General features: G+C 67.8%; 14 protein-coding genes. 8 read left to right on the top strand and 6 right to left on the bottom strand.

Annotated features, from left to right (window positions below):
• Nucleotides 1–40: 40 nt before the first annotated feature.
• Complete coding sequence (gene cysQ, locus AC3B6A_RS01835) at nt 41–862, bottom strand: 3'(2'),5'-bisphosphate nucleotidase CysQ (RefSeq protein WP_488400635.1); 822 nt, start codon at nt 860–862, stop codon at nt 41–43.
• Complete coding sequence (gene nudE, locus AC3B6A_RS01830) at nt 859–1,425, bottom strand: ADP compounds hydrolase NudE (RefSeq protein ID WP_488400634.1); 567 nt, start codon at nt 1,423–1,425, stop codon at nt 859–861. Before nudE ends, cysQ begins: the two co-directional genes overlap by 4 nt.
• 124 nt (nt 1,426–1,549) lie before the next feature.
• Here nudE and yrfG point away from each other — a divergent pair, with 124 nt between their 5' ends.
• Entirely contained in the window at nt 1,550–2,212 is a 663-nt protein-coding gene (gene yrfG / locus AC3B6A_RS01825; RefSeq protein ID WP_488400633.1) for a GMP/IMP nucleotidase, read from the top strand.
• 50 nt (nt 2,213–2,262) lie between these two features.
• Here yrfG and lysM read toward each other — a convergent pair whose 3' ends face one another.
• On the bottom strand, nt 2,263–2,700 hold the full coding sequence (lysM, locus tag AC3B6A_RS01820) for a peptidoglycan-binding protein LysM (RefSeq protein WP_488400631.1): 438 nt from the start codon (nt 2,698–2,700) through the stop codon (nt 2,263–2,265).
• 150 nt (nt 2,701–2,850) lie between these two features.
• On the opposite strand from lysM, the gene AC3B6A_RS01815 reads away from it, so the two are divergent.
• The 5 genes from AC3B6A_RS01815 (at nt 2,851) to AC3B6A_RS01795 (ending at nt 8,589) form a co-directional block, all read left to right on the top strand.
• Nucleotides 2,851–3,747 (top strand): LysR family transcriptional regulator, encoded by an 897-nt coding sequence (locus AC3B6A_RS01815; protein WP_488400630.1) that lies wholly within the window; start codon nt 2,851–2,853, stop codon nt 3,745–3,747.
• 96 nt (nt 3,748–3,843) lie between these two features.
• Nucleotides 3,844–4,680: a formate dehydrogenase accessory sulfurtransferase FdhD gene (fdhD, locus tag AC3B6A_RS01810; protein ID WP_488400629.1), complete on the top strand. Its 837-nt coding sequence runs from the start codon at nt 3,844–3,846 to the stop codon at nt 4,678–4,680.
• Between the two features lie 36 nt (nt 4,681–4,716).
• Nucleotides 4,717–7,038 carry an FdhF/YdeP family oxidoreductase gene (locus AC3B6A_RS01805; RefSeq protein WP_488400628.1) on the top strand — a complete coding sequence of 774 codons (2,322 nt, stop codon included), beginning with the start codon at nt 4,717–4,719 and terminating at the stop codon, nt 7,036–7,038.
• Nucleotides 7,039–7,538: 500 nt separating this feature from the next.
• A complete protein-coding gene (locus AC3B6A_RS01800; RefSeq protein WP_488400626.1) occupies nt 7,539–8,024 on the top strand; it encodes a YMGG-like glycine zipper-containing protein in 486 nt (161 codons plus the stop codon).
• Nucleotides 8,025–8,145: 121 nt separating this feature from the next.
• On the top strand, nt 8,146–8,589 hold the full coding sequence (locus AC3B6A_RS01795; RefSeq protein ID WP_488400625.1) for a glycine zipper domain-containing protein: 444 nt from the start codon (nt 8,146–8,148) through the stop codon (nt 8,587–8,589).
• Nucleotides 8,590–8,687: 98 nt separating this feature from the next.
• Here AC3B6A_RS01795 and AC3B6A_RS01790 read toward each other — a convergent pair whose 3' ends face one another.
• Together AC3B6A_RS01790 and AC3B6A_RS01785 are read right to left on the bottom strand one after the other, a co-directional pair.
• On the bottom strand, nt 8,688–9,122 hold the full coding sequence (locus AC3B6A_RS01790) for an acyl-CoA thioesterase (protein ID WP_488400624.1): 435 nt from the start codon (nt 9,120–9,122) through the stop codon (nt 8,688–8,690).
• A 7-nt stretch (nt 9,123–9,129) separates the two neighbouring features.
• A complete protein-coding gene (locus tag AC3B6A_RS01785) occupies nt 9,130–10,287 on the bottom strand; it encodes an iron-containing alcohol dehydrogenase (RefSeq protein ID WP_488400623.1) in 1,158 nt (385 codons plus the stop codon).
• Between the two features lie 415 nt (nt 10,288–10,702).
• On the opposite strand from AC3B6A_RS01785, the gene AC3B6A_RS01780 reads away from it, so the two are divergent.
• A complete protein-coding gene (locus AC3B6A_RS01780) occupies nt 10,703–11,524 on the top strand; it encodes a class I SAM-dependent methyltransferase (protein WP_488400622.1) in 822 nt (273 codons plus the stop codon).
• 58 nt (nt 11,525–11,582) lie between these two features.
• Here AC3B6A_RS01780 and AC3B6A_RS01775 read toward each other — a convergent pair whose 3' ends face one another.
• Nucleotides 11,583–12,377 carry a thymidylate synthase gene (locus tag AC3B6A_RS01775; RefSeq protein ID WP_488400621.1) on the bottom strand — a complete coding sequence of 265 codons (795 nt, stop codon included), beginning with the start codon at nt 12,375–12,377 and terminating at the stop codon, nt 11,583–11,585.
• A gap of 195 nt (nt 12,378–12,572) precedes the next feature.
• On the opposite strand from AC3B6A_RS01775, the gene AC3B6A_RS01770 reads away from it, so the two are divergent.
• Complete coding sequence (locus tag AC3B6A_RS01770) at nt 12,573–13,079, top strand: sugar dehydrogenase complex small subunit (RefSeq protein ID WP_488400620.1); 507 nt, start codon at nt 12,573–12,575, stop codon at nt 13,077–13,079.

Raw genomic sequence — 13,079 nt, 5'->3', positions numbered from 1 at the left:
GTCCGCTCCTACGGGGATGCCGTGGTGCGTGGACGCGGCTTCAGTCCAGCGCCCGCGCCAGCTGGATCAGCTCCTCGCGCCACTCCGCGGCCTGCGGCAGGGCGAGGAACGACGGGTTGAGGAAGGTCTCGCGGGCCTCATAGGTGAAGGTCTGGCCACGCAGGTCGAGCATTTCGCCGCCGGCGCCTTCCAGCACGCCCTGGGCCGCGGCGGTATCCCACTGCGAGGTGGGCGCCAGGCGCGGATAGCAGTCCGCCGAGCCTTCGGCCAGCAGGCAGAACTTCAGCGAGCTGCCGATATTGGCCAGCTCCAGGTCGCCGAAACGCTCCGCCAGGCCGGCCAGCAGGCGCTCCTGGGCGGGGCTGGAATGGCGCTTGCTGGCCACCACGGTAAAGGCTTCGCCCGGGCTGACCCGCACACTGATTTCCCGCGAATCACCCGCGCGCTCCTCGCGCCACGCCCCGAGTCCGCTGCCGCCGTAGTAGCAGCGGCCGCTGGCGGGCACCCCGACCACGCCGAAGACCACGCGGCCGCGCTCGATCAGCGCGACGTTGACGGTGAACTCCTCGCTGCCGGCGATGAACTCCTTGGTGCCGTCCAGCGGGTCCACCAGCCACCAGCGCGTCCACTGGGCACGCTGCTCCAGCGGGATCTCGCAGTCCTCCTCCGACAGCACCGGCACCTCCGGCGCCAGCGCGCGCAGGCCGTCGGCCAGCAGGCGGTGGGCGGCCAGGTCGGCGGCGGTCACCGGCGACTCGTCGGCCTTGCGCTCGATGCTCAGCTCGCCGCGCCAGAACGGCAGGATCACCTCGCCGGCCTGTTGCACCAGGTCGATCACGGCGGGAAGGAAGGCATGTTTCACGGCTGGTATTCCCCTCGTTGGGTCAGCAGGTCGCGCACCAGATAGAGCGCGGCCAGGGCACGGCCTTCGCTGAACTGGGCGTGCTGGGCGAGGCTGGAGAGCTCGCGCAGGCTGATCTTGTCCACCCGCATCGGCTCCGGCTCGTCGCCGGGCAGGCTTTCGGGATAGAGCTTGCGCGCCAGCACCACCTGGATGCGCTGGCTCATGTAGCCGGGCGACAGCGACAGCTCGGTGATGTGCTCGAGCTCATGGGCGCCGAAACCGGCTTCCTCCTTGAGCTCGCGGTCGGCGGCGGCGAGGATGTCCTCGCCCGGCTCCACCAGGCCCTTGGGCAGCGACAGCAGGTATTCGTCGACCCCGGCGCAGTATTCCTCGACCAGGACCACATGCTCGGCGTCGAGCATCGCGACCACCATCACCGCGCCATAGCCCTGGCCCTTGCCCACCAGGCGCTCGTAGGTACGCTCCACGCCGTTGGAGAAGCGCAATTGCAGCTCTTCGACGGCGAACAGCCGGCTTTTGGCGACGATCTCGCGGGCGAGCACCGTGGGTTTCTGACGCATGGGGCGACTCCTGGGGGTGGCCGGGTCGGCTATGATAACCCGCCTTTTCCGATTGTCCGTGTTGGATGTTGCGCCAAGCCTGCCGATCCGCGACGCAACTGCGACACCTGCTGCCGAGTCCACCATGCCAAGCCTGCCCTGGTCAGCCATCGATACCGTCCTGCTCGACATGGACGGCACCCTGCTCGACCTGCACTTCGACAACCACTTCTGGCTCGAACACCTGCCGCAGCGCTACGCCGGGCACCACGGCATCAGCCGCGCGCAGGCCGACGCCGAACTGCTGCCGCTGTTCCGCGAGCATGCCGGCCAGCTCAACTGGTACTGCCTGGATTTCTGGAGCCGCGAGCTGAACCTGTCGGTCCGCGACCTCAAGCGCGAGGTCGCCCACCTCATCGCCCTGCGCCCGGACGCCGACCTGTTCCTCGCCGCGCTGCGCCTGCACGGCAAGCGCGCGGTGCTGATCACCAACGCCCACCGCGATTCGCTGTCGCTGAAGCTGGAGCGGGTCGAGCTCGCGCCCTGGTTCGACCGCCTGATCAGCTCCCACGACTACGGCTACCCCAAGGAAGACCCGCAGTTCTGGCAGGCGCTGCACGCCGAGCTCGGCTTCGACCCGGCGCGCACCCTGTTCATCGACGACAGCCTGCCGATCCTGCGCGCGGCGCGGCAGTTCGGCATCGCCCAGCTGCTGGCGGTGCGCCAGCCGGACAGCCGCGGCGCACCGAAGGACACCGAGGAATTCGCCGCCCAGGACGACTACCGGACGCTGATCGAAGGGCTCTGATTCCCGCTCATCGAAAACACGAGCCCGGCGCTGGGCCGGGCTCGCGGGCGTTACGCCGGAATCCGCAGCACCTGGCCGGGATAGATCTTGTCCGGGTGGCTGAGCATCGGCTTGTTCGCCTCGAAGATCTTCATGTAGGCGTTGGCGTTGCCGTACTCGGCCTTGGCGATGGCGCTGAGGGTGTCGCCCTTCTTCACCGTGACGAAACGCGCCTCCGGCGCCGGCGTGGCCACGCTGATGTGGTCCTCGACGCCGGAAACCCCCGCGACGTTGCCCAGGGCGAGCAGAATCTTCTCCTTCTCCTCCTGGCTGGCCACTTCGCCCGTGGCGATCACCTTGTCGCCCTCGACGCTGACCTGGATGTTCGGGTTGCCCAGGCCGACCTTGGCGATGTGCTCCTTGAGCGACTCGGCGGCCTGCGCCTCCTGGCCCACGATGCTCTCCCAGAGTTTCTCGCCGGCTTCCTTCACGAACGCGAAAATGCCCATTTCCAATCTCCCTACGGTTACAGTGACAGGCGGCCGGCATTGGCCGGACCGCGCGCAAGGAGTCTAGCCGGCAAGGCCGACAACGCCCGCAGGATCGATCCCGCCCCGGCCTCCACCCGACAGAACGCCGCTTTCCGGAGCCATCCGCCGATGGACATCAAACAGCTCAAGTTCCTCTGCGCCCTCGACGAGACGCGGCACTTCGGCCGGGCGGCGACGCGCTGCCATGTCACCCAGCCGACCCTGTCGATGCGCCTGCGCAGCCTGGAGGAAGAGCTGGGCCTGGAACTGGTGCGCCGCGGCCAGCGCTTCGAGGGCTTCACCGAGGCCGGCGAGCGCGTGCTGGCCTGGGCGCGCAGCCTGCTGGCGGCCCACGACGGCCTGTACGCCGAGGCCGCCGCCTGCCGCGGGCAGCTGGTCGGCACCCTGCGCCTGGGGCTGGTGCCGCTGGCGGGCTTCGACCCCATGCGGCTGATCGAACTGTTCGCCCAGCGCCACCCGGAACTGCGCTTCCAGCTCTACGCGCTGAGCTCGGAGAACATCCTCGAAGGCCTCGCGCGCAATCAGCTGGACCTCGGCCTGTCCTACCTCGACCGCATCGACCGCGAGCACTTCGAAGGCCTGGAGCTGGCCGCCACGCGCATGGGCCTGCTGCACGACCGCCGGCATTTCCGGATCGACGGCCCGAGCCTGGGCTGGGACGCGCTGGCGGACCTGCCCCTGGGCCTGCTCTCGACCGGCATGCACTTCCGCCAGTCCATCGACCACGGCTTCCGCAGCCGTGGCCTGACGCCCCAGCCGCGCCTGGAAACCGATGCCGTGCACCAGCTGGTGCAGGCCGTGGAGCGCGGCCTGTGCTGCGCGATCATGCCGCTGGGCAGCGGGCTGGACGCCCAGGGCGAGCACTTCGTCCTCACCCCGATAGAGGACGCCCGCACCCTCTCCCCGCTGGGCTTGATCATCCGCCGCGGCGAGCCGCGCTCGGCGCTGGCCGAGGCCTGCTTCCGCGAAGCGGCCGCCTTGCTGGGCGATTCTCCGGCAGCGTGATAGACAGCATCGATCGCGGTATCGAAACTACCCATTAGACGCTCCCCCGGCATCGGCCTAGTCTGGCTTTATTACTAGAACCACAGGGCTCAGCCCATGCCTTGCCTGATCGCCCGCCCGGCCCCCGCCGAGGTCCGGGCCGCCGTCGCCCCCGCCGACGACTACGCCTATGCCGAACTCACTCCGGACAACAGCGCCGGCCGCGCCCCGCTGGCCGGCGAGATCGCCCTGGCCATCGCCTACAACGGCCTCAGCCAGGCGGTGATGATGGTTTCGCCGAACGACCTGGAAGATTTCGTCCACGGCTTCAGTCTCGGCGCCGGCTTCATCGATTCCATCGACGACATCTATGAAATCCGCCTGACACCCCACGGCGACGCCATCGCCGCCGACGTGCAGGTCAGCAGCCGCGCCTTCTGGGCGCTCAAGCGGCAGCGCCGGCAACTGGCCGGCAGCACCGGCTGCGGCCTGTGCGGCGTCGAGGCGCTGGACCAGGCGCTGCCGGAACTGCCGCTGCTGCCGGCCGCCCCGCTGCCGCCCGCCGCGCATCTGAAGGGCCTGCGCGAACGGGTCGATGCCGCCCAGGAAATCGCCCGCCGCAGCGGCGCGCTGCATGCCGCGCTGTTCGTCGACGGCCACGGCGAGATCCGCCTGTGCCGCGAGGACATCGGCCGCCACAACGCCCTCGACAAGCTGGTCGGCGCCCTCAAGCGCCAGCGCCTGGAGCTGCGCGACGGCTTCGCCGTGGTCACCAGCCGCTGCAGCCTGGAGCTGATCCACAAGGCCGTGCGCGCCGGCCTGCCGACCCTGGTCAGCCTGTCCGCGCCCACCGCGCTCAGCGTGCAGTGGGCCCGCGGGCACAACCTGAACCTGATCCACCTGCCCCATCGCAGCGCCCCCCGGGTCTACAGCCCGGCACCGCAAGCCGTCTGAAAAGGCGCCGCACGTCGTCCCCCGAAAGAGTTCCCCATGAGCCTGCAACAGGAAAAACCCCTCTACCAGCCGTACAAGGGCCCGGCCGCCGGCTGGGGCGCGCTGATCAGCGTCACGCGCTTCTGGCTGGACAGCAAACAACCCCTGAAGAACCTGCGCGCGCTGCTCAAGACCAACCAGCGCGGCGGCTTCGACTGCCCCGGCTGCGCCTGGGGCGACTCCCCCGAAGACGGCCGGGTGAAGTTCTGCGAGAACGGCGCCAAGGCGGTGAACTGGGAAGCCACCAAGCGCCGCGTGGACGCCCGCTTCTTCGCCCGCCACAGCGTCAGCTCCCTGCGCGAGCAGAGCGACTACTGGCTCGAATACCAGGGCCGCCTGACCGAGCCGATGCGCTACGACCCGGCCACCGACCGCTACCTGCCGATCGCCTGGGACGACGCCTTCGCCCTCGTCGCCCGGCACCTGAACACGCTGCAGAGCCCCGACCAGGCCGAGTTCTACACCTCCGGCCGGGCCAGCAACGAAGCCGCCTTCCTCTACCAGCTGTTCGTCCGCGCCTTCGGCACCAACAACTTCCCCGACTGCTCGAACATGTGCCACGAGGCCAGCGGCGTGGCGCTGGGGGAAAGCGTCGGGGTCGGCAAGGGCACGGTGACCTTCGCCGACTTCGAGCACGCCGACGCGATCTTCGTGTTCGGCCAGAACCCCGGCACCAACCACCCGCGCATGCTCGAACCGCTGCGCGAGGCGGTGAAGCGCGGCGCCCAGGTGGTCGCCTTCAACCCGCTGAAGGAGCGCGGCCTGGAACGTTTCCAGCATCCGCAGCACGCGCTGGAGATGCTCACCAACGGCTCCGAGCCGCTCAACACCGCGTTCTTCCGTCCGGCGCTGGGCGGCGACATGGCCGCCGTGCGCGGCATCGCCAAGTTCCTCCTGCAGTGGGAGCGCGAGGCCCGGGCCAAGGGCGAGCCGGCGGTGTTCGACCATGCATTCATCGCCGAGCACACCCAGGGCGTCGACGCCTATCTGGCCGAGCTGGACGCCACCGCCTGGGAGCACATCGTGCAGCAGTCGGGCCTCGGCCTCGACGAGATCGAGCAGGCCGCGCTGATGTACCGCCGCGCCGAGCGGGTGATCGTCTGCTGGGCCATGGGCATCACCCAGCACCACCACTCGGTGCCGACCATCCAGGAACTGGTCAACCTGCAACTGCTGCGCGGCAACCTCGGCCGCCCCGGCGCCGGCCTGTGCCCGGTGCGCGGCCACAGCAACGTGCAGGGCGACCGCACCATGGGCATCAACGAGCGCCCGCCGGCGGCGCTGCTCGACGCCATCGAGCGGCGCTTCGGCTTCACGGTGCCGCGCGCGAACGGCCACAACACGGTCGAGGCGATCAACGCCATGCTCAAGGGCGAGGCCAGGGTCTTCATCGGCCTGGGCGGCAACTTCGCCCAGGCCACACCGGACAGCCCGCGCACTCATCAATCCTTGCGCAATTGCGCGCTGACCGTGCAGATCAGCACCAAGCTCAACCGCAGCCACCTCACCGTCGGCGGCGACGCGCTGATCCTGCCGTGCCTGGGCCGCACCGACATCGACCGCCAGGCCGACGGCCCGCAGGCGGTGACGGTAGAAGACTCCTTCAGCATGATCCACGCCTCCTTCGGCCAGCTGGAGCCGTCGTCGAAGCAGATGCGCTCCGAGCCTGCGATCATCGCCGGCATCGCCAAGGCCACCCTGGGCAACCACCCGGTCGACTGGGACGCGCTGATCGGCCACTACGACCGCATCCGCGAGCTGATCGCCGACACCATCCCCGGCTTCGCCGACTTCAACCGCCGCGTGGCGCAGCCGGGCGGCTTCCACCTGGGCAACGCCGCCGGCGCGCGGCGCTGGAACACCGCCAGCGGCAAGGCCAACTTCCACAGCCAGCCGCTGCCGGCGGACCTGGTGCACGAGCAGGTCCGCAGGACCGGCCAGGAGCCGCACCTGATCCTGCAGACGCTGCGCTCCCACGACCAGTACAACACCACCATCTACGGCCTGGACGACCGCTACCGCGGCGTGCGCGGCCAGCGCGAGGTGGTGTTCGCCAACGAGGCGGACATCCGCCGCCTGGGCTTCGAACCGGGGGAGAAGGTGGACTTGCTGTCGCTCTGGGCGGACGGCGTGGAGCGCCGGGTCAGCGGCTTCACCCTGCTGGCCTACGACGTCCCCGCCGGCCAGGCGGCGGCCTACTACCCGGAAACCAACCCGCTGGTGCCGCTGGAAAGCCACGGCGTGGGCAGCCACACGCCGACCTCGAAGTTCGTCGCCATCCGCCTCGAAAAGTCCCGGCCGGGCCTGCGCATCGTCTGAGGCTCCCTCCCCTGCAGGAGCGGACCTTGTCCGCGAATCGCGCGCACGGCGCGCGCCTGCAAGGGGCCAGGGGGCGTTTGATCTCGTAGGAAGCGGACTCCGTCCGCGATGACCCAGGGCCGGCCTGGCGGCCGGATCGCGGATAAGATCCGCTCCTACGAAAGCGCCTCGGCGTACGGCATTTCCACGCGCGCACGAAATACGCCCGGCGAAAAATCCGCCAAAAGCACATCACATGGGAAAGGGCTGAAAGGTAAACTCGGTGGAGTCGCTGGGTAATGTGTGAAAAGCCATCATTGCAATGGCACTTTGCGCTGGAAACACGCACAAAACAGAACCCTGGAATAACGCTCAGACCGCGCAAAATCGAAAAAGTTCTGACCTTAAATCATATACTTGCATTATTTGATGAAAGTCGTGTTATTCGTCGGAAGTGCCTTGTCAGAGCCTTCGCACGCACACAGGATCGCATCCAACATCCACACAGAGAGATGCTCTCTATGAAGTACTCCTCGATGCTCCTGTTGTCTCTTGCGCTGGTCGGTGGCACCGCCTACGCGGACGGCGACACCCGTGCCGGCGTCGGTGGCGCCCTGGGCGGGGTATTGGGTTCGGTCGTCGGCCAATCGATCGGCGGCAGCACCGGCGCCGCCATCGGTAGTGGTATCGGCGGTGCGGCCGGTGGTGCGGTCGGTGCCCGCCACGGTAACAGGACGGAAGCCGCCATCGGCGGTGGCCTGGGCGCAGCCGGCGGCCAGGTGATCGGCAACCAGATGGGCGGCACCACCGGTGGCCTGATCGGCGCGGCCCTGGGCGGCGGCGCAGGCGGCGCACTGGGCAACCACTATGCCGACAGCAACCGCGACGACGATGACGACTACCATCACGGCTACCGCCGCGCCCGCTACTACGATCGCGACTGGCACGACAATGGCCGTCACCGTGGCTGGTACAAGCACAGGCATCACCGTCGCGGCTGGGACTGACCTGCGTAGTATCAAACCGCGATCAGTCCACGGAAACGATGACGACAGCCGGGCATGATTGCCCGGCTGTTTTGTGTGCGGGACAACTTCCCCAACCCTTTCCTACATTCAGGTTCGCAAGATGCGTAAGACTCTCTCTGTACTGGCCCTCAGCCTGCTGGCCTCCCACGCCATGGCCGATGACACCAAGGCTGCCATCGGCAGCGGTGTAGGCGGCGCCTTGGGCAACGTGGTCGGCGGCGCCCTGGGCGGCTCCACCGGCGCAGCCATCGGCGCGGGCGTCGGCGGCGCGGCTGGCGGCGCGATGGGCGCGAAGAACGGCAACAAGACCGAGGCGGCCATCGGCGGCGGCCTGGGCGCTGCTGGCGGCTCGGTGATCGGCAACAAGGTCGGCGGCTCCACCGGCGGCCTGATCGGCGCGGGCCTGGGCGGTGCCGCGGGCGGCGCGCTGGGCAACCACGTGGCCGACAACAACAATGACGACGATGACGACAACGGTGGCGGCCACCACGACAACGGCTATCACAAGGGTCATTACAAGCACAAACACAAGCATCGCGACTGATGCCGTGCTGAACGCAAGAGCCCGCCTTCCGGCGGGCTTTTTCATTTCAGGCCCGGTACCCGGCGCCGATTGCCAGCCGCTCCCGCGGAAGCCCGGCCTCAGCCCCGCACCAGCACTTCCATCGCCTCGCGCAGTGGCGCGGGGATCGGCACCGGACTGTTGCTCGCGCGGTCGACGAAGACGTGCACGAACCGCCCCGCCGCGCAGGCCAGCTCCTCGCCCGCGCGGAACACCGCCAGCTCGTACTGCACCGAGCTGTTGCCCAGCTTGCCGACCCGCAGGCCGACCTCGATGCGCTCGGGGAAGGCCACCGGGGCGAAGTAGTCGCAGCTGGAGCTGACCACGAAGCCCACCACCTCGCCGCCCTGGATATCCAGGCCGCCGCGCTCGATCAGGTAAGTGTTCACCGCCGTATCGAAGAAGCCGTAGTAGGTCACGTTGTTCACGTGGCCATAGATGTCGTTGTCGTGCCAGCGGGTGGTGATCGGCTGGAAGTGCGCGTAGTCGGCGCGGCTCGGGTGCTGTTCGCTCATCGCTCTCTCAATAGGCGGCTCGGTAGATGGCCAGCGCGTCGGCTTCGCTGACCTCGCGGGGATTATTCACCAGCAGGCGCTGCTGCAGCATGGCGTCGGCGGCCAGGCGCGGCAGGCTGCCTTCCGGCACGCCGGCGTCGCGCAGGCGCGAGGGCAGGCCGCTGCGCGGGCTGAGGTCGGCCAGTTCGGCGATGAACTGCCCGGTGCGGTCGCCATCGGCGCGCAGGCGCTGGCCCAGCAGCAGCGGCGCCAGTTCGGCGTAGAGCGCGCCGGCGCTGGGCGCATTGAAGCGGATCACCTCCGGCAGCACCAGCGCATTGCTCAGGCCGTGGGGAATGTGGAAGTGCCCGCCCAGCGGATAGGCCAGCGCGTGCACGGCGGCCACCGGGGCGTTGGCGAAGGCCTGCCCGGCCAGGCAGGCGCCCAGCAGCATGGCCTGGCGCGCCTCGCGGTTGCCGCCGTTGTGCACCGCCTCGTCGAGGCTCAGCGCCAGCAGGCGCAGCGCCTCGCGGGCCAGCAGGTCGGACAGCGGGTTCTTCTTCAGCTTGCTGGTATAGGCCTCGATGGCGTGGACCATGGCGTCGATGCCGGTGGCGGCGGTGACCGCCGGCGGCAGGCCGAGGGTGAGGTCGGCGTCGAGCAGGGCCAGGTCCGGCAGCAGATGCGGGCTGACCACGCCCATCTTGGTGGTCTCGCCGGTGGTGACGATGGCGATCGGCGTCACTTCCGAGCCGGTGCCGGCGGTGGTCGGTACCTGCAGCAGCGGCAGGCGCGGGCCGCGCGCGTTGCCGACGCCGAAGACGTCCCTGAGCCCCTGGCTCGCCAGCGGGTGCGCCAGCAGCGCCACCAGCTTGGCGACGTCCATCGAACTGCCGCCACCGAAGCCGACCACCAGTTGCGCGGCCATCGCCCGCGCCTGCTCGGCGGCAGCCAGCACCACGCGCTCCGGCGGGTCGGCCAGCACCTGGTCGAAGACTTCCACCGCCACGCCGGCCGCCGCGAAGCCGGGCAGCACGCCGTCGAGCATGTTCAGCCGGGTGATGCCAGGGTCGGTGACGATGAGCACGCGCTGGGCGCCGCGCTCGCGGCAGAGCCCGCCCAGGCGGGCGGCAGAGCCACTCTCGCAGAGGATCTGCGCGGTGGTGGCGAAGCTGAAAGGCTGCATGACGGTCCCCGGTCTTGTCGTTGTACTGCGGAAACTCCGTAGGCCGCGGGTCGGCGGCCAGCCGGGGGAGCATAGCAATGCAGCGAGAAGCCATTCCGCCAAGCGAAATACTTATTCACCAGATGAATGATGAAGACAGCGTCACGCGGAATTGAACCGGTCGTTTTCGGGCGCACGGAAAAGCCCGTGGTGTCCGGCAATCGTGCGCATGAACATGACAGACGAACATAAATAACTTCCAAAATTATCGCAGGAAGAAAAGGGAAACTTCCTATAAGGCGGAACCATAAAATCATCCGCGAACGACAAGTTATTAGCCAAGCCTCCAGAACATCCAAAGACAGTCTAGATAATTCGCCATTATCAACTTCCAATGACCAGCCGCCGCACTTCTTAATTCAATAAAGGAAAAGCCATGAACAACAATATCGTCATAAGCGATTACTCGAAATACACACCCAAGCGACGCGACAGCCTTGCAACTTCGTCAATCAGAAACTTCCTCGACCGTTATTACGCGGAGAACAGGGCAAGGCTGGAAGAAACACTGGATGGATTCCTTGAACTGAAGGAATGGCTGACACGGATTCCCATCCACCCCGATTGCACATCCCCAACCATTCCAAACTGGCTGAACGGCTGGCTGCCGGGTGCGGACGCCCTGTCCCTCTATGGCTACACCGCCATGAACAAGCCCAGGCATTACATCGAGATCGGCTCGGGAAACTCGACGAAGTTCGTCCGCAAAGCCATCGACGACCATCAGCTTCCGACCGAGATAATCTCCATCGACCCGAGCCCCCGCGCGGAAATCGACACCATCTGCAGCAAGGTCATCCGCTCGCCCCTGGAAGAACTCGACCCCGGTTACTTTTCACTGCTGGAAGCGGGGGACCTGTTCTTCATCGACAACAGCCACCGCTCATTCCAAAACTCGGATGTGACCGTATTCTTTACCGAGATTCTTCCCACGCTGAAGCCGGGCGTAACAGTGGGAATCCACGATATCTACCTGCCGTTCGACTACCCGAACGAATGGAGCGATCGCTTCTATAACGAGCAGTACCTGCTGTGCTGCTACTTGCTCGGCGGGATGAAGAACCTGCGGATAGAGCTGCCCCTGGTCTACCTCTATTACTGCACCGAGAGCATGCGGCGCCTGGAGGCGCTGTGGTCCGATGAGCGAATGAATGGCGTCGAAAAGCATGGCGCAGCCTTCTGGCTGCGAACGATCTAATCACGCCGTTCAGATGCGTCCGCAGGCGAACGGGAGATCGCCTGCGGACGACGCGGGGTCAGACGGCGACCGGCGCCTTGATATGCGGGTGGGATTCGTAGCCGACCAGCTCGAAGTCCTCGAAGCGGAAGTCGAACAGATCCTTCACCGCGGGGTTGAGCTTCATGGTCGGCAGCGGCAGCGGCTGGCGGGTCAGCTGCAGGTCGGTCTGTTCCAGGTGGTTGGCGTACAGGTGGCAGTCGCCGCCGGTCCAGATGAACTCGCCCGGCTCGAGGCCCGCCACCTGCGCGACCATCAGGGTCAGCAGCGCGTAGCTGGCGATGTTGAAGGGCACGCCGAGGAAGATGTCGGCCGAGCGCTGGTACAGCTGGCAGCTGAGCTTGCCGTCGGCGACGTAGAACTGGAACAGCGCGTGGCACGGCGGCAGGGCCATCTCGTCGATCAGCGCGGGATTCCAGGCGGAGACGATCAGGCGGCGCGAGTCCGGGTTGCTCCTGAGCATCGCCATCAGGTTGGCGATCTGGTCGATGTGGCGGCCGTCCGGCGCCGGCCAGGAGCGCCACTGGTAGCCGTAGACCGGGCCGAGGTCGCCGTTCTCGTCGGCCCACTCGTCCCAGATGGAGACGCCGTGTTCCTTCAGGTAGGCGATGTTGGTCGAGCCCTTGAGGAACCACAGCAGCTCGTGAACGATCGATTTCAGGTGGCACTTCTTGGTGGTGACCAGCGGGAAGCCCGCGGCCAGGTCGAAGCGCATCTGGTGGCCGAACACGCTGTAGGTGCCGGTGCCGGTGCGGTCGCTCTTGAAGGTGCCGTGTTCGCGCACGTGGCGCATGAGGTCGAGGTACTGTTTCATCGGTGCCGTTCTATCCGGTGAGGCTCTGCGGCGCGGCTTGCAAGTGGCCGCCGGCGGGTCGGTCCGCCGACGCAGAATCTGAACAAGCGGCAATACTAAGGGGCACGGCCCGCTCTCGCCAGTCCGGGCGGCCCGGTGGCCATCCCAAGTAGGACGCACGCGCCGCAACCCTTGCCCGGCGCCAGAGAGGTCAGCATGTCCGACGCGCAACTGCCCGCCTTTCCCCTTTCCCGCCGCCGCCTGCTGGCAGTGGCCTGCGCCGGCGCGGCGCTCGGCGGCGTGCTGCTCAGCCCCGCCGCCCGCACCTGGGCCGCGCTGACGCCACAGGCCGAGGCGGAACTGGCCGGCTTCATGACCCTGTCCCAGCGCCTGACCGGGCGCAGCAACCTCGACCCGCGCATCGGCCAGCGCCTGTTCCAGGCCCTGGCGCAGCGCGACACCGCGCTCCGGCAGAGCCTCGCCGAGCTGCAGGCGCACCTGGCCGATGCGCCGGCCGGCTGGAGCGAGCGCCAGCAGTGGCTGGCCCGGCAGATCCTCGGCGGCTGGTACCTGGGGCAGATCGGCGATGCCGGCGACGCCACCCTCGTCACCTACGAGCAGGCGCTGATGTTCAAGGCGGTGGACGACGTGCTGGTGATCCGCAGCTACTGCCCGAACAAGCCGGGCTTCTGGGCGGCCCAGCCGGCCGAGCGGGAGGTGTGA

The organism is Pseudomonas sp. B12(2026) (assembly GCF_057767015.1).
Note: the sequence above shows the minus strand (reverse complement) of the source record. Positions and strands in the feature narration are given on the sequence as shown.